Raw genomic sequence first — 16,301 nt, forward strand, 5'->3', positions numbered from 1 at the left:
CGACCAGTGCGGCCGTACGAGTGAGCGACGGGGACGTACGGGTGACGGGCGGTCTCGCTACGATGCCCGTCGAGCACGCGTATGACACACGGGGGAATCGTTTTGTTCGGCATCGTCAGACCATGCACGCACCGCCTCGGGGAACGGTTCAAGACGGAGTGGATGGCCCATCTCTGCGGGCTGTGCCTGGCACTTCGGGGTGACCACGGCCAGTTCGCGAGGATCGTGACCAACTACGACGGGCTGCTCGTCTCCGTTCTGACGGAGGCTCAGTCCGGTCCCGCCCCGGGCTCCCGGCGCACCGCCGGTCCCTGTCCACTGCGCGGGATGCGCACCGCGGCCGTGGCCAACGGTGAGGGCGCGCGGCTCGCCGCCGCCGTCTCGCTGGTCCTGGCCTCCGCGAAGGTGCGCGACCACGTGGCCGACCGCGACGGCCTGTTGGCCCGCGCCCCGATCGCCCTCGCGGCGCGCCGGGTGGCCCGGGGCTGGGACCGGGCGGGGGCCCGTACCGGGGCCTCGATCGGCTTCGACACGGCCGTGCTCGTCGACGCCGTGGACCGGCAGGCGGGCATCGAGACCCTGGCCGGAGCGGGCACGCCGGTGCTCGTGGTGACCGAGCCGACCGAGACCGCGACGGCCGCCGCCTTCGCCCATACCGCGACCCTCGCCGGACGGCCAGGCAACGCCCCCGCGCTCGCCGAGGCGGGACGCTACTTCGGGCGGCTCGCGCACCTGCTGGACGCCGTCGAGGACCAGACCGCGGACGCTGCGGCGGGCGCCTGGAACCCGCTGACCGCCACCGGGACCCCCCGCGCCGAGGCGCGCAGGCTGTGCGACGACGCGCTGCGGGGCATCCGGCTGGCGCTGCGGGAGGTGGAGTTCGCCGACGCGGGGCTCGCCCACCGGCTGCTCGTGCACGAGCTGCGCACCTCGGTGGACCGGGCCTTCGGGACCGCCGGCTGCTCCCACACGGCGACGGGCCCGGCGCCCGAGGGCTCCTTCGGGCCGCCCCCGGTGGACTTCGGTCCGCCGCCGGCGCCCCCGCGCAAGCCGCGCCGCGACCTGCTGCCGGGCTGCGCGGTGGCCCTGGGGCTGTTCTGCACCTGCCAGCTGTGCTGCACGGACCACGAGGGTCCGTGGTCCCGCAAGAAGAGGGACGCCTGGTGCAACAACTGCGACTGCGGTCCGAACTGCGACGGTGGCTGCGGGTGCGGGGACTGCTGCTGCTGTCCCTGCGACGGCTGCTGAGGACGTTCGGGCTCCGCTTCGGCCCGGGCCCGGCTTCGGATTGGTTCCGGATTGGTTTCGGCTTGGTGCGGGCTTGGTCCGACCCTTCGTGCCATCGGTACGGTGGGGCGTTTTCCAGCCGTTCCGAGAGTCGGTGCGCAACGGGCGGCGGCACGGCCTGGGCTGCGGCAAGGGAGCATGTCGGCCGAGGTGGCCAACGCGGAGCGGACAGTGGCTTGAATTAGGCCTTGCCCCGCGTGCCTGTCGCCGGAAAACCTTCGATAGCATTTACGGGGTTTGTCAGGGGCACGGCGAACGGCGTCAATGCCGGCCGGGGTCTCTGATGACTACACAAGCTCGGGCACCGCACCTGCCCCGGGCTTCGATTTCCTTCGGGAGGACAATAAGTGACGATCAAGCGCATCTTCCGTTCGCGGCTCTTCGCCGCAGGCGTCGGCCTCACCGCCGTGGCAACCCTCGCGGGTCCCGCGTCGGCCGCCGAGGCCCCGAGCGGCAGCAGCGTCAACGCCCAGCGCTTCGCCGCGGTGGAGGCCTCGCTCATGCGGGTCAACGTCGCCGGCACGGCTTGGGGGCAGGACCCCGAGACGGGGGCCATCGAGGTCACGGCGGACTCCACCGTCTCGGACGCGAACATAGAGAAGATCAAGAAGGAGGTCGGGGCGAACGCCCCGGCGGTGCGCGTCGAGCGGACCCACGGCAAGCTGACGACGCTGATCAGTGGTGGCGACGGCATCTGGACCACGTCGTGGCGCTGCTCGCTCGGCTTCAACGTGCGCAAGGGCAGCACGTACTACGCGCTGACCGCGGGTCACTGCGTCAAGGGTGCCGGCGCCTGGTACGCCAACTCGTCGCGGACCACCAAGATCGGTCCGGGCGTCAGCGGCAGCTTCCCGGGCAACGACTACGGTCTCATCCGTCACGACAACGGCCTCAAGAAGTACGGCAGCGTCGGCAGCCAGGACATCAGCACCTCCATGAACGCCTACGTGGGTCTGAACGTGAAGCGCCGCGGCTACACCACCGGTATCCGTAGCGGCAAGGTGACCGGCCTGAACTACAGCGTGAACTACGGCGCGGACGGGATCGTGCACGGCATGATCCGGACCAACGTCTGCGCCGAGGGCGGCGACAGCGGCGGCGCGCTCTACTCGGGCACCCGCGCGGTCGGCCTCACCTCCGGCGGCAGCGGCAACTGCACCACGGGCGGCACCACCTACTTCCAGCCCGTCCGGGAAGTCCTCTCCCGCTATGGCGTGAGCGTCTACTAAGCCGCACGCGCCCTGCTTCACCGCTTCACCACGTGATCGCTGGACCCCCTCCCGCCTGCCGGGTGGGGGTTCAGTGCGTTGGGGTATGCGTGCGTTCGTGGCCATTCGTGAGCCTTCCGGTTTTCGGCCGGTCCGGTGTGGAAGGGTTCAGCGGCATGAGCGCTGACACAGAAGATCCGTCCACGGCCTGGAAGCAGTGGCACGAGCATCGGGTGGCGACCGTGTCCGCCCCCCACGGACCGCTGGCACTGACCGGCACCCACTGGCTCGCCGACTACCCGGAAGGTCGAATTCCGGCCGTTCCGGGGCACTGGCGGGCCGTCGCCGGAGGAGTGACCCTGACCGCGGGGCCGCAGGACGGGATCACCCTGGACGGCGAGCCCCTCGCCGGCGCCGCCGTCCTGGCCGCCGACGAGACCCCGCCCTCGCACTCCCGGCTCGCCGCCGGGGAGGTACGGCTGGTCGTGATCCGGCGCGAAGGGGAATGGGCGGTCCGCGTGTTCGACCCGGCCGCACCGGGCCGCGCGGCCTTCACCGGGATCGAGGCCACCCCGTACGACCCGGCGTACGCGGTGCCGGGGCACTTCACCCCGTACGGGGAGGACCGGACGGTCCAGGTCGAGAACGTCGACGGACGGGCGCGCGGGCTCGGCCTGGGCGGTGAACTGAGCTTCGCCTTCGCGGGCGCCCGGCACACGCTGCGGGTCGCCGTGGACGAGGAGGACGGCAGTCTCTGGGCGGTCATCGGCGATGCCACCGGCGGCCGTTCGAGCTACCGCTTCCGCTTCCTCAAGCCCGGAACACCCGCCGCCGACGGCTCCGTCACCGTGGACCTCAACCGGGTCCAGCTCCCGCCGTGCGCCTTCGCGGACCACTTCGTGTGTCCCTTCCCCCCGCCCGGCAACACCCTGCCCTTCGCGATCGCGGCGGGTGAGCGGCGGCTGAAAGGCGCCCTTGCTAGCGGTATCTGACACCAGGAGACTCCCGTCAGCGTCTCTCGGGGCTTGTCAGGGGCACGTCGAACGGCATCCCGTTCCGCCGCGTCCCCGGCCGCCCTCCACGGGCTCCGGCACCACCCACCCCGCCGGGCCTCCGAACCCCACTCGGGAGGACGACAAGTGACGATCAAGAGCATCATCCGTTCCAGGCTCTTCGCCGTGGCCACCGGAATGGCCGCCATGGCCGCCCTCGCGGCGCCCACGGTCGCGCACGCCGACGGCGGCTTCAGCGCCGACCGGCTCGCCTCCGCCGGCGCCTCGGTCCTGCGCGCCGACGTCGCCGGCACCGCCTGGCACACCGACCCCGCCACCGGCACACTCGTGGTCACCGCCGACTCCACGGTCTCGGCGGCCTCGATCGCCAAGATCCGCAGCGAGGCCGGAGCGAACGCGGCCGCCCTGCGCATCGAGCGCACCCCCGGCAAACTGACGAAGCTGCTCAGCGGAGGCGACGCCAAGTACGCCACCAGCTGGCGCTGTTCGGTCGGCTTCAACGTGCGCAGCGGAAGCACCTACTACGTCCTCACCGCCGGCCACTGCACCGACGGCGCGGGCACCTGGTGGACCAACTCCGCCCGCACCACCGTCATCGGCCCGACGGTGGGCTCCAGCTTCCCGAACAACGACTACGGCCTCATCCGCTACGACAACACCTCCCTCTCCCACCCGGGCACCGTCGGCAACCAGGACATCACCAGCGCCGTCAACGCCACCACCGGCATGTCCGTCACCCGGCGCGGCTCCACCACCGGTACCCACAGCGGCTCGGTGACCGGCCTCAACGCCACCGTGAACTACGGCGGCGGCGACGTCGTCTACGGGATGATCCGGACCAACGTCTGCGCCGAGCCCGGCGACAGCGGCGGCCCGCTCTACTCGGGCACCCGCGCGGTCGGCCTCACCTCCGGCGGCAGCGGCAACTGCTCCTCGGGCGGCACCACGTTCTTCCAGCCCGTCGTCGAGGCGCTCAACGCGTACGGCGTGAGCGTGTACTAGACCCCGCTCCGGGGCCGCGCCACGGACCCGTGCGCCCCCGCCGCACCCCTGGACGTCCTCCCGCCTTCTGGGAGGATGTCCAGGGCGTTCGTGTCCACGGGGGGAGCGGGTTTCTGCATGAAGCGAATCGGCGTGACCGGGCACCGGTCGATTCCGGACGAGCTGCTCGGCCATGTGGAGGAGGGCCTGCGGGCCGTACTCGGGGGCCACCAGGGGCCGTTGGAGGCCCTCTCCAGCCTCGCCGAGGGAGCGGACCAGCTGTTCGCCGCCATCGCGCTGGAATGCGGCGCCGACCTCACCGTGGTCATCCCCAGCGGGGACTACGAGGAGGGCTTCGGGGAAAACGGCGCACTGGAGCGGTACTTGGGGCTCAAGCGCCGGGCCGCCCAGGAGGTCCGGATGGACTTCGCCCGCTCCACCGACGAGGCCTACTACGCGGCCGGCACCTACATCGCCGACTCCTGCGACCGGCTCGTCGCCGTCTGGGACGGCCTGCCCGCCCGCGGGCACGGCGGCACCGCCGAGATCGTCGCCTACGCCCGCGCGCTCGGCAAACCCGTCACCGTGATCTGGCGGGAGGGCGTGACCCGGGATTGAGGGCCACGCCCGACGCCCCGACCGCGGTGCGGTGTCAACTGCTGTGCCGGGCCAGCCAGTCCGTGTGCTGCGGGGACACGTACCGCTCGGTCTCGTAGACCGCGGTCGGCCACTGCGTCTCGGTGATGGTCGTCTGCATCACGACCATCATCGCGGAGAGGTCCTGCTCGATCAGGGTGTGCGCCTCGATCAGCGGGTGGTGGCGCCGCACCTCGTTCCAGGCGATGCCGGCCGTGGCCGCCGCGCTCAGCAGCCCGGTCAGCGCCGGCCCCGGACCCGAACCGAACGCCCCGAAGAGGGCGAACAGCAGCGCCAGCAAGGTCAGCAGCACGATCGACCACGACCACAGGGCCGTCGCCCGCCGGGACACCTCCGTCTTGCGCTGGTACCAGTTGCGCTGCTCGATCAGCCGGTCACGGACGTACGTCTCCCTGCGGACCTCGTAGTCCAGCCCCCGCAGCCGGAACATCGCACCGGTGATCTCCCCGCCCTCCGGCACCAGTCCGGCGGTCCGCGGATCCTCCCAGCCCATCTTCCGCAGCTCGTTCAGCCCCGCCTCCAGCCGGGTCCGGTACGTCTCCTCGACGCCCGGGACATCGCTGCCGAAGGGGGCGCCGTGGACGGCGTACCGCCAGGCCAGCGATTTGATGAACTCCGCGGCGCTGCGGTTGAGCTGCCACTGTGGGCGGGCCCGGCGCCGGGTGGCCCGTACGCCCACGCCCAGCACCCCGGCGTAGGCGAGCACGCTCAGGAGCCCGGACAGGTAGGCGGAGCCGAGCTTCGGGCCCTCGGGCAGCGCGGCGATCGCGGCGGCCACGACGAGCAGCATCAGCTGGGCGCGGGTGGCCTGGGTGGACTCCCGCTGCCGGGAGATCGCCGCCTGGTCGGTGTGGTGGAAGAGGGCCGGCAGGTCCTCGTTGCGAAAGGTCATGCTGTCACTCACAGCGAACCCCCCAGTCTGCTGTTCGTCCATGGATCGGGGAGGTGCGGGGGCGGCGCCCGGCGGGAGCCGCCCCCGCGGATCACACCGCCAGGGGCTCCAGGTCCCGGTGGACCCGGCGCTCGTCGCGGGCGTACCGCGTCAGCCCGTGGTCCTCGCCGAGCAGCCGGGTCAGCTCGGCCACCGCCTCGGCCCGGACCCGGTTGGCCTCCTCCTTGCGGCCCATCATGTCCAGGCTGACCGCCATGTTGGAGGCGCTCGCCAGGGTCTCCGGGTGGTGCACGCCCAGCGCCTCGCGCAGCCGCATCACCGAGATCCGCTCCAGCTCCAGGGCGCCCTCCGGATCACCCAGGTCGGCCCGGGCGTTGGCCAGGTTGAGGTTGGCGAAGATGGTGTGCGGATGGTTGTCGCCCAGCACCTCGCGCATGTGCCGGATGGTCTGGCGCAGCATCGGCTCGGCGGTGTCCGCCGCCCCCGTGCCCCAGTGGAACACCGCGAGGTTGTTGACCGCGGCCAGGGTGTACGGGTGCCGCTCGCCCGGCACCTTCACGTACTCGTCCACCACCTCCTGGGCCAGGTCCCGCGCCCCGCCCGGGTCCCCGGTCGCGAACAGGTCAGCGGCCAGGTTCAGTTCGCAGGCGAGCAGGTCCGGGTTGACCGAGGTGTACTTGGCCCGGTACCGGTTGCGGGTCGCCGTGGTCAGCCGCAGCGCGTCCTCCACGTCCCCCGCCCTGCGCAGCGAGACCGCGAGGTTCTTGGCCGCCGACAGTGTGCCGGGGAAGGCCCGGCCCAGGGTCCGCTTGTAGATCTCGTACGTCCGGCTCAGCAGTTGCACCGAGTCGTCGTACCGGCCGACCTCGCGCAGGTCGCGCGCCAGGTTCTGCGCCGAGGACAGGGTGTACGGATGGTCCGTGCCCAGCACCTCGGTGCGCCGGTCGAAGACCTCCTGGTCGATCTCCCTGGCCCGCGCGTACTGGCCGATCATGCGCAGGTTCAGCGCCAGGTTGTTCGCCGCCGCGAGGGTCCGCGGGTGGGCCTCGTGGAAGATCTGCCCGAAGCCCTCGTGCGCGGCGTTGGCCAGCTCCATCGCCTCGCCGTAGCGGCCGAGCGCGCCCAGGTCCATCGCCAGACCGCTGGTGGTCATGTACGTGTGCGGGTGCGAGACGCCCAGCGCCGCCTGCTGGCGCTCCAGCGTGCCCTCGTCCAGCTCCATCGCCTCCACGAACCGGCCCTGCGAACGCAGGATGTTGGAGAGGTGGAAGCGCAGGTACAGGTACTGGAGGTCGTCGCCGCCCAGGGTCTCGCGCCAGGTCTCCCGCAGCTCCTCGCCCAGGGCGTACGCGGCCTTGAAGTCGCCGCGCTTCCAGAGGTACCGCACGCGGTCGATCAGCAGCCGACGGGTCTCCGGCTCCTTGCAGAACCGGGCCTCGGAGGGCGTCAGGTGCGGCCAGATGGTGTTGAACCGCGGCCAGGTCTCCGGGTTGTCTATCGGCTCGTCGTCGTCCGGCCGGGCACCCGCCAGGATCCGGTGCACCGCGTGCCGGGCCTCGCGCTGCTCCTCCTCGGAGAGCTGCGCCCGGATGACGGCCTGCACCAGGCGGTGGACCTGGATGCTGTTGCTGACCTGGTCGACCTTGGCGAGCGCGAACCGGCCGATCTCCCGGATGACGCGGCCCAGGACCAGCTTCTCCTGGAGGGAGGAGTCGTACGGCTTGAGGGCGTCGATCATCTCCTTGCTGTAGAGCAGGTTCGCCGAGATCGGCTCGGGTGCGAAGAAGGCGCACAGCTGGAGCAGCCGCACGGCCGCGGGGGAGCGGGACTGGAGCCGTTCTATGGAGACGTTCCAGGTGGCGGCCACCGGCTCCGGGTAGCCGGGCGGCTGGTTCAGCGCCAGCACGCGGGCGGCCTGCTGGGCCAGCTGCTCGATGTACGCGGACACCGGGGTCGCGGTCTCCGCGATCCAGGCGCCCGCCTGCTCGACGGCCAGCGGCAGGTCGCCGACGGCCACGGCCACCTGCTCGGCGTCCTCCTTGCTGAGCCCGGGGGCCCGGCGCTGGAGGTGCTCGATGGACTCCTCGCGCAGGAACACGTCCACCGGGAGGGCGTCGCCGTACTGGGACCAGGACTGGTTGCGGGAGGTGACCAGCACGTGCCCCGGGCCGCCCGGCGGGAAGTACCGCTTGAGCGTCTCGGGGTCGTCGGCGTTGTCGAAGACCAGCAGCCAGCGCGAGGAGGGAACCCCGCGCCGCAGCAGGTCGATCGCCTCCTGGGAGGCGGCCGACATGTCCTCGCCGGTCTGCGCGCCCAGGCGTACGGCCAGTTCCGCGAGGGCCGCGACCACGTCGTCGGTCTGCTCGGCGGAGATCCACCAGACCAGGTCGTAGTCGGCCATGAAGCGGTGCACGTACTCCAGCGCCACCTGGGTCTTGCCCACGCCGCCGAGCCCGAACAGGGTCTGCGGCTGCGGCAGCACCACGGATATGCCGCCGCCGAGCTGGTCGCGCATCCGCTCCAGCACGATGGAGCGGCCGGTGAAACCGGGGTTGCGGGGCGGCGCGTTCCAGATCTTCGGGACCGTCCCCGGGAAGCGGGGGCCGGGCGCGGAGGCGCTGGCAACGGTGTCGGGCAGCGCCATCGGCCGTTCCACCGCGCGCAGCAGCGCGGTCGTGGCGTGCACCTCGTCGAGGCGGAACAGGTCCACCGGATTGCGGTCGATGTACGGGGTGGACAGGCGGACGTCGCCCACCCGCAGCGGCACCAGCTGGCGCCGGCCCCCGGTCGGGTCCTCGGCGGCGGCCCGCTCCCACACGTCCACCGCGCGGGCGGACTTGAGGTAGGCGCTGGAGAGCAGCACCACGGTCCGCGCGGCGGTGTCGACGCTGATCCCCGTACCGCCCAGGGTGTCGCCGCCCGCGGCGGCCGGGGTCCGTTCGGCGGAGACGTCCCGGGGGACGACCCGGAAGCCGGCCCGAGTGAGCACCGATTCGATCCAGTCGGCCCACATGCGGTTCTCGGCGACGTAGGAGAGGAAGAGGTCCGCGGGCAGGGCGGGGCGGCGCCGGGTGAAGGCGTCCCGGATGCGCAGCCGCACCTCCTCGCCGATGGCGGGCATCGAGGTGACGTCGCCCTCGGTGACGACGGCGGTGAGCCGTTCGAAGGCGGAGAGCAGGGAGTTGGTGAGCCCGGCCTCGTCCCCGAAGGTGGCCAGGGTCTCCTCGTAGGCGTAGTAGGGGCGGTACGGGATCTCCACCGCGCCCCAGTAGGAGGTGAGGTCGTCCCCGATCAGGCCGTTGGGGAAGCGGTCGAACTTGATCCGGGCCAGGGCGCGGCCGGCGTCGGCCTTCTCCTTCTCGCCCTCGTCGATGCGCATCGGAACCGGGTAGATCTTGATGCCGCGGTCGTTGAACCGCTCGTCGATCTGCCGGGCCACGGAGGCCGCGCCGTCGATGGACTGGTCGGACAGGGTGAAGCAGTCGACCAGGACGTCGGGCAGGTGGACCGTGCAGATGTCGGCTATGTCGGAGAGGCCGGTGCGGCTGTCGATCAGGACGTAGTCGTAGTTCCGCTTCATGTCCGCCCGTAAGGCGTCGAAGAAGAGCCCGCCGCCGAGGCGGTCGTAGAAGTTGTCCCAGTCGAAGGTGGAGACGGTCGCGGAGTACTCGCGGTTCTGCCGGCCCGCCGAGACGAAGTCGAGGGTTCCGCCGTCGGGGAACTCCCAGCCGAGGTTCTCGGGGGTGAGCGAGACGGCGTGCGGCTGGATCCGCGCGTAGTCCTTGTGCCAGTCGTCGGCGCGCTGCACCGGGCTGGTGGCCGCCCACGCGTACTCGCTGATCAGGTCGATGACGCCGGTGGTGGCCCCGAGGGTGGAGGGGTCCAGGAAGGGGTGGAAGAAGCGGTGCAGGCCGGGAGCCTCCAGGTCCCAGTCCACGGCGAGGACCCGCTTGCCGTTGGCGGCGAGGATCCAGGCGGTGTTGGCCAGCGCCATCGTGCGGCCGGTGCCGCCCTTGTACGAGTAGAAGGTGACGATGCGCCCCTCGCGGTGCTCGTCACGGCTGCTGTGCTGGCTGTCACGACTCGATGTCATCCGCGTCCCCCCGGTCGTTGTCGTTGTCGTCTGTGGGCCCGGTGGACCCGGTGGACCTGCCGTACCCGTCGCCCGTGTCGCCCGCGGTGGGCGGGAAGGGGGCGGGCGGTGGGGCCGGCGGCCCGTTCATCCCCATCGGACCGAGCAGCCGGGGCCGCTCGCTGCCGCCCGCGGGGCTGCCGGCCGGTGGGTAGACCTGGGCGTGTCTCAGGAACTGCTGGGCGGCGGCCTCCACCACCTGCGGCAGGATCTGCCCGAGCGTCTCCATGTTGGCCACGCCGTTGGCGGCGGCCCGGCAGGCGGCCCGGCCCTGGCTCATCTTGACGGGCATGGTGTCCTCGAGCCGGTGCGCCAACTCGCTCTCCTTCGCGCGGCTCTGGTGGTCGTACCGGTTCCACGGCACGACCACGTTGATCCACGGCCGGGACTCCTGGTCGAAGGCGGCGAGGCGCTGCCGGCGCTGTTCGTCCTCCACCGCCCACCGGTCCACGATGAGGATCTCGGGCCGGGTCGGCGGCTGTTTGGAGTCGAAGTGCCCGGCTTCGTCGTCGAACGACCCCACCGTCGTCTGGTAGTTGAGGTTGCGGACCAGGTCCTCGGCCACGTAGGCGATGGGCCGCTGGGAGACCGGGTGGTACGGGTTCCAGTCCAGCGCGCTGTCCCCGTAGTACTCGGGGCTGCGGCCCTCGGGCAGATCGTGCCGGGAGGCGGCGGCCACGGTGACGTGCAGGGTGCGGGCGGTGCTGCTGGGGGTGCCGTTCGGAGAGCCGAAGGCGCTGGGCACGAGGCGGTAGTCGAGCGGCCGGATCGGATCGAGCCGGACGGTCTCGGCGACCCGGACGATCCGCTTGGCGAGCTCGTACACGGCGCTCTCGTACTGCTCGGCGTAGCCCCGCAGTTTGATCAGTCCGTACAGCCCGTCGGTGACGTACCGCTCGCCGAAGGTGTTGTGGTTGAACTGCAACCGCTCGGCTGGGAGCGGTAGTTGGGAAGGCGGTACCGGCACCCATAACGCGGGCACGATGGCCTCGGCCGGCTGATTGCTGAGCGCCACGTGGTGGATGGTGCGCTGCGCGAAGGCGAACCATTCCTTCCCGCACATTTCGCTGGCGAAGTAGCGCGGCGAGAACAGGGGGACGAAGACCCGGCAGGTGGCGAGCGCCGCCCCGAGCCGTTCCGACCAGCCCTCACCGCTGCGTATCTCCCGGTCCATGAAGCCGGCCTCGGCTCCCGCGGGCAGATTGGTCAGTGCCATGACATGGCTGCAGAGATCGCGGAAAAGCCGCTCCACCCACATGTCCGGGTCCGGTCCTCCCGCCCCGAACCTCGGTGTATGCGCATAACTGAGAAAAAAGTACGGCTGCACTGATGCGGGCACACGACCCCCGTCCCGAAGATGCGAGCGAAGAAACATCATTCCGGAGCTGCTCCGCCACATCCCCTCATCGTTCAGTCAATCAGCGTCTGTTTTCGGTCATCCATTCAAGCGCGTGATCGACGGCATACGGAAGGGCGAAGAGCATGGTCGATGCCCCGCCGATCCACCCCCGGCGTATCCGGCCTTCCGGGAACGCCCTGCCGATCTCGGCGAAATCGCTGTCATCCAGCGCGATGTCCTCGTACGCGGTCCACCCTTCCCGCTTCGGCCCTTCGGGCTGCCCCTCCGAAGACCCCGGATGGTTCACCTTCACCACACACTCGTACATGCGCAAGGGGGGCTTCGGAATTCGATACTCCGCGAGGTGGAAAGCGGTACAGACGGAAAATCCCACATTGATCATGAGTACCTCCCACCCCTTCCCGCACATCTTTCCCAGGGGTGATTCCTCGCCCAAATGGCTGGTCAGCGGATGTTCCGCACACAGTTCCCGGGCGCCTTCGCCGACCGCGGAGAAAGAGGTCTGCGGATGCCCGCTGCGGGCCGCTCCCGGGGCGGTGCGCACGGCTTCGGCGAGGACCCCCATGCCGTGGCTCGGGGTGCGCGCCGGGTCGAAGGCGGGCATCCGTGCGCGGAAGGCCCGTACGCCCTCCTCGGAGAGGCCCGCGATCCGGGCCAGGTGCGCGGTGGAGGTCCTGGAGTTCTGCGGGGTGAAGGCCGGAGCCGCGAGGGTGCCGCCCGGGCCGACGGCGGCCAGCAGGGCGTCGCGCAGCTCCCCGGCTCGCAGACCGGTGCCGCCGAGCGAGGCGTGCACCAGGAGCCGCGCGCCGGGGCGGACACCGAGCGCGTGCAGGGGGCCGGACAGGCCGTCGGGGCCTTCGGGGCCGGGCCGGGGGAGGCGGGCGGCTTCCCCGGGGCCCGGCGGGCCGCTCACGCGTCGACCGCCTTCAGTTCCCAGCGGAGCTGCTCCACGAGCCGCTTTCCGGTGGTGGTCAGCTCCGCCGCCCCCGACAGCCGGTCCAGCGCCCGGTTGATCCGGTCCAGCCCGCCCGGCTCGGCGGTGGCGGTCGCCCGCAGGTAGGCCTCCACGGCCACCCGCTCGTGCACGTCGGCCAGCAGCCGGGACACCGGGACCGGGCGCTCCCGCCACGGCGAGGGGTGCTGCCATTCCCCGTCCAGCGCGTACAGGTCGGCCACCTCGGTCAGCGCCTGGAGCCCGGCCCGGCGCCGCCCGGTCAGCAGCGCGAGCGCCGTCTCCGCCACCCCGGCCGCGTACGGCACTCCGAGCGCGCCCGGACCGTGCCGTCCGGCCTCGCCCCAGCCGCGGGCCCGGGGGCCGCCCGCGAGCGGGGTCAGCGTGGTCAGCCCGGTGGCGGCCGCCCGCGCGAACTCGGGCACCGAGGCGTGCAACAGCGCCCACGCCGCGTCGAGGCGCCCGCGCCACTCCTCCGCCTCCCCGGCGCCGAGCCGCAGCCGGGGCGGGCGGGGGAAGCAGTTGCGGTGCGGATCCAGGTCCTCCAGCGCCACCGGGGCCGTGTCCGGCCCCGGCGACCAGGTGCGTACGGGCTGCCAGCGCGCGTCACCCGCGGCGGGCCCGAAGCGGTGCTCGGGGCGGCCCTCCTCGCGGACGGCGTACCCGCCGTCGGTGGCGTGCAGGGTGGCCCGCCCCTCGGTGCCGGGCTCGCCCAGGCGCAGCAGGCCGAGCGTCGGCAGGTAGACCTCGCCGTCCCGGTAGACGACCTCGGCGGGCAGGTCGAGCCCGCCGCGCAGCACGGCGGCGGCGGCCAGGGCGGTCAGCCGGCGGGCCGCGTGCGGGGCGTCGGGGCGCTCCTGCGCGGCGGGGTCGAGGCAGGCCATGACCCAGGTCCGGGTGAAGGGGTGGGCCAGTACGGCGTCCAGCGCGTGCGCGCCCGCTTGCCCGGCCCGCTCCACGGCGCCCAGCACCCGCCAGGCGCGCTCCCAGTCGGAATCACCCGTGCGGCGGTCGTTCAAGAGGGCCAGCAGGTCCCGGGTCAGCTGCTCCTGGGACCCGGCCAGCTCGGCCGGGTCGGACAGTTCCGGCGCGCTCGCGCGGGCACTCGTACGCCCCTCCACGCCGTCGACGAGCTCGCGCAGATCGGTGCAGTAGACGGAGGGGTTGTCGAAGTTCCCGGCGCCGTTCCCGGCGCCGTTCCCGGCGCCGTTCCCTGCGTCTCCCGGGCCGGCGAGGTCTTCGGGGCCGGCCTTGTAGCGGTGCGTGTAGAGCCCGCCTCCGCACGAACGTACGACGGGGCACCGGCGGCACGCGTCGCTGACGCCGGCCAGGCCCAATTGCCGGGCGCGGACCCCGGGATGGGCCGCGACCAGGTCGAAGGCGTGGTCGAAGACGTTGAACCCGGTGGCGGCGGCGCCTTCGAAGGCGCTCTTCAGGGAGTCGACTTGTTCCAGGTTCCCGTCGGTCTCCACCACGACGAGATCGGTGGGCGCGAGGCCGAGGGACTCGGTGAGGCTGGGGCCGCCGGCCAGGGTGGAGAACAGCGAGTCGAAGAGCCGTACGGGGACCGGGCGGCCGCGGCGGTCCCAGTGGTCGAAGACCCGCAGCAGCCAGCGCGCGTAGGTGTCGGGGGCCTCGTCGGGGCGGACCGGGGGCGTCTGCCAGGTGGCGTGCGGGAGGAGGAAGTCCACGCGCGGCGGGGCCAGTTCGACGAGGGCGTCCAGGACGGCCACCGGATCGTTGGCCACGTCGATGGTGCAGAGCAGGCCCTGGTAGAGGTGGCGGTAGGGCTCGGTGCGCAGGAGGTCCACGGCGGCCAGGACCAGGGGGTGGCTGGTGCGCCCGTCGGCGAAGCGCCGGTGGCGGTCGTTGGCGGCGCGGTCCCCGTCGAGGGAGACGCTCACGCTGACGCCGAACTCCGCGAAGAGGTCCAGGTAACGGCGGCTGAGCTGCAGGCCGTTGGTGTGCATGCGCAGGTCGAGGGCGGCGATGCCGTCGAGGGCGCGGGTGAACTCCTCGCACACGAGCCGGAGGCGGGCGGTGCCCGCGAGAAGCGGTTCCCCTCCGTGAAGGATGACCGTGACGGAGGGGAGTGCGTGTGTCCTTGCGTGTTCGGCGAGACGCGACGCGGTCTGTGCGATCACCTCGGGGGAGATCACTTTGGGCCGGCCGCGCCAGCTCTGATCTGCGTGTTCGTAGACGTAGCAATGATCACAAGCAAGATCGCATCTGCTGTGAACTTTCAGGACGATCTCGCGAAAAGCGATCAGGCCGGTCATTCCACCAGTCTAGAGCGCTGACTTCCTCGTCAGAGTGCAGAGTTGAAGATGGGCGTCTGAACCTTTCGGCCGGATTCCGTCGGGAGGACGCGACCCAGGGTCGCGGCCGCGCGCGCACCGCGGACATCGATCCGGTCGAGCGGGACGCGGAGGGCCGTGACGGTGCTGGCCGGGTGGGTTGCGGAGGTGTTCATGACGCCGTCCTCGGGGAGGTCATGGGGAATGGGAAGGGGACAATGGCGAGGAGAGCCAGTGTCTGGCGCGGACTTTACCTGCCCATGGCCCCTTCGGCTCGCTAAACCTGGACGCGGGTTCTCACAATGTGACCTCTCGGTCCAATGGACATGACGAACGATCACGCGCCCGTGGCATGGGTGAACGAATTCGACGGGTCTTCCGTGCCGGGCGTTTACCCAAAGGCAAGATCCATTTCCCGCCGGCCTTCCTCGCGGCCCCCGTGGCGCCCTCCTCCTACGCCGGCTGCTGCTCGTTGATGGGAGGCACGGGCACCTCCCTGAGCAGCCACGTCAGTACGTCGGGCAGGGCGCGCAGCGCCGCGAAGTGCGCGGCGGCCGGGTCGATGTTCGTGGTGGCACCCGGGATGCGGCCGGCCAGCCAGCGGGAGTGGCCCACGGGGGAGAACACGTCGAGCTCGCCGTGCCAGATCAGCACCGGGCAGCGGATGTCGGCCGGGTCGAAGCCCCAGGGGCTGCTGAAGGAGATGGCGTCGTCGATCCAGCCGTAGGCGGAGGTGCGGACCCCCTCGCGGTAGTTGCGCAGCAGCATGGCCCGCAGCCCCGCGTCCGCGACGATCATGCGGTCGCTGTCGGTGAGCTCGCGGCGCAGCTCGTCCAGGAGCCGGCCGGGGTCCTCGGCGATCCCGGCGGCGCGCGGGATCAGCCGGGCGGCGAGCTCCTCGGGGTCCCGGCCGGCGGTGGAGTGCTCCCGGATGTTCGAGGGGGACATGCCCTCGAACCAGTCCAGGTCCTCCGCGTCCCGGGGGGCCAGGGAGACCAGCGCGGCGGTCCGGGTGACCCGGTCGGGGAGCAGGGCGGCGCAGGCCAGCGCGCCGGGGGCGCCGCCGGAGCGGCCGGCCACGGCGAAGCTGTCCAGGCCCAGGGAGTCGGCGATCGCGGCCACCTCCGTGGCCACGTCGGCGACGGTGCGGCCCGGATGGCGGTCGGAGCCCCCGTAGCCGGGCCGGTCGTAGGCGATGAGCTGCATCCGGCGCTGGTACAGGACCATGCCCCGGGGGGCGGGGCCCAGCCGGCTGCCGGGCATGCCGTGGAGCAGGAAAACGGGTTTGCCGTGCGGGTCGCCCCAGCGCTCCACCGTCAGATTCCGTCCGTCCGCGACGCGTACCTGACTGCGCACGCGCTCCCTCCCTACGGTCGAAGCGACTCGTCACCGTGATTGTGCTCGCTGGGGGAGGAGCGCGGTAGGGCGCACTTCGCCCGAAATTCTTGTGAAAGTTTTCACAAGCGCACAGGGGTCTTAGGTCCCGAGGTGTCCATGCAGGTCAGAGTGGTGATGGAGAGGG

12 protein-coding genes are annotated in these 16,301 nt (G+C 71.8%); 5 read left to right on the plus strand and 7 right to left on the minus strand.

What is annotated here, in order from left to right; genetic code table 11:
• Positions 1 to 102: 102 nt before the first annotated feature.
• The 5 genes from AC3IX6_RS29925 to AC3IX6_RS29945 all read left to right on the plus strand — a co-directional run bounded on the left by AC3IX6_RS29925 (position 103) and on the right by AC3IX6_RS29945 (position 5,107).
• Positions 103 to 1,248 (plus strand): DUF5685 family protein, encoded by a 1,146-nt coding sequence (locus AC3IX6_RS29925; RefSeq protein ID WP_489366247.1) that lies wholly within the window; start codon positions 103 to 105, stop codon positions 1,246 to 1,248.
• Positions 1,249 to 1,634: 386 nt separating this feature from the next.
• On the plus strand, positions 1,635 to 2,516 hold the full coding sequence (locus tag AC3IX6_RS29930; protein ID WP_489366249.1) for a S1 family peptidase: 882 nt from the start codon (positions 1,635 to 1,637) through the stop codon (positions 2,514 to 2,516).
• Between the two features lie 155 nt (positions 2,517 to 2,671).
• On the plus strand, positions 2,672 to 3,487 hold the full coding sequence (locus AC3IX6_RS29935) for a DUF1684 domain-containing protein (RefSeq protein ID WP_489366250.1): 816 nt from the start codon (positions 2,672 to 2,674) through the stop codon (positions 3,485 to 3,487).
• Positions 3,488 to 3,685: 198 nt separating this feature from the next.
• A complete protein-coding gene (locus AC3IX6_RS29940) occupies positions 3,686 to 4,510 on the plus strand; it encodes a S1 family peptidase (RefSeq protein ID WP_489371600.1) in 825 nt (274 codons plus the stop codon).
• 117 nt (positions 4,511 to 4,627) lie between these two features.
• Entirely contained in the window at positions 4,628 to 5,107 is a 480-nt protein-coding gene (locus tag AC3IX6_RS29945) for a hypothetical protein (RefSeq protein WP_489366252.1), read from the plus strand.
• 34 nt (positions 5,108 to 5,141) lie between these two features.
• Here the strand turns inward: AC3IX6_RS29945 and AC3IX6_RS29950 are convergent, their stop codons facing one another.
• From AC3IX6_RS29950 to AC3IX6_RS29980, 7 genes are all read right to left on the minus strand, one after another.
• Positions 5,142 to 6,038 carry a DUF4231 domain-containing protein gene (locus tag AC3IX6_RS29950; RefSeq protein ID WP_489366254.1) on the minus strand — a complete coding sequence of 299 codons (897 nt, stop codon included), beginning with the start codon at positions 6,036 to 6,038 and terminating at the stop codon, positions 5,142 to 5,144.
• Positions 6,039 to 6,129: 91 nt separating this feature from the next.
• Entirely contained in the window at positions 6,130 to 10,131 is a 4,002-nt protein-coding gene (fxsT, locus tag AC3IX6_RS29955) for an FxSxx-COOH system tetratricopeptide repeat protein (protein WP_489366256.1), read from the minus strand.
• Entirely contained in the window at positions 10,115 to 11,545 is a 1,431-nt protein-coding gene (locus AC3IX6_RS29960; RefSeq protein ID WP_489371601.1) for a TIR-like protein FxsC, read from the minus strand. Before AC3IX6_RS29960 ends, fxsT begins: the two co-directional genes overlap by 17 nt.
• A gap of 43 nt (positions 11,546 to 11,588) precedes the next feature.
• Positions 11,589 to 12,443 (minus strand): AAC(3) family N-acetyltransferase, encoded by an 855-nt coding sequence (locus AC3IX6_RS29965; RefSeq protein WP_489366258.1) that lies wholly within the window; start codon positions 12,441 to 12,443, stop codon positions 11,589 to 11,591.
• On the minus strand, positions 12,440 to 14,761 hold the full coding sequence (gene fxsBH, locus AC3IX6_RS29970) for a radical SAM/SPASM protein FxsBH, inactivated beta-hydroxylase extension form (protein ID WP_489366260.1): 2,322 nt from the start codon (positions 14,759 to 14,761) through the stop codon (positions 12,440 to 12,442). Before fxsBH ends, AC3IX6_RS29965 begins: the two co-directional genes overlap by 4 nt.
• A 29-nt stretch (positions 14,762 to 14,790) precedes the next feature.
• Positions 14,791 to 14,955, minus strand: coding sequence for an FxSxx-COOH cyclophane-containing RiPP peptide (fxsA, locus tag AC3IX6_RS29975; protein ID WP_489366261.1), 165 nt, complete (start codon positions 14,953 to 14,955; stop codon positions 14,791 to 14,793).
• 277 nt (positions 14,956 to 15,232) lie between these two features.
• A complete protein-coding gene (locus tag AC3IX6_RS29980) occupies positions 15,233 to 16,135 on the minus strand; it encodes an alpha/beta fold hydrolase (RefSeq protein WP_489366262.1) in 903 nt (300 codons plus the stop codon).
• Between the last annotated feature and the right edge of the window lie 166 nt (positions 16,136 to 16,301).

This window comes from Streptomyces sp. GL_141 (genome assembly GCF_057834385.1).

Excerpts from the sequence above, each read along its gene's own strand:
- AC3IX6_RS29935 (WP_489366250.1), top strand. The coding sequence starts at position 2,672 with ATGAGCGCTGACACAGAAGATCCGTCCACGGCCTGGAAGCAGTGGCAC.
- AC3IX6_RS29940 (WP_489371600.1), top strand. The coding sequence starts at position 3,686 with ATGGCCGCCATGGCCGCCCTCGCGGCGCCCACGGTCGCGCACGCCGAC.
- AC3IX6_RS29945 (WP_489366252.1), top strand. The coding sequence starts at position 4,628 with ATGAAGCGAATCGGCGTGACCGGGCACCGGTCGATTCCGGACGAGCTG.
- AC3IX6_RS29950 (WP_489366254.1), bottom strand. The coding sequence starts at position 6,038 with ATGACCTTTCGCAACGAGGACCTGCCGGCCCTCTTCCACCACACCGAC.
- fxsT (WP_489366256.1), bottom strand. The coding sequence starts at position 10,131 with ATGACATCGAGTCGTGACAGCCAGCACAGCAGCCGTGACGAGCACCGC.
- AC3IX6_RS29960 (WP_489371601.1), bottom strand. The coding sequence starts at position 11,545 with ATGTTTCTTCGCTCGCATCTTCGGGACGGGGGTCGTGTGCCCGCATCA.
- fxsBH (WP_489366260.1), bottom strand. The coding sequence starts at position 14,761 with ATGACCGGCCTGATCGCTTTTCGCGAGATCGTCCTGAAAGTTCACAGC.
- fxsA (WP_489366261.1), bottom strand. The coding sequence starts at position 14,955 with ATGAACACCTCCGCAACCCACCCGGCCAGCACCGTCACGGCCCTCCGC.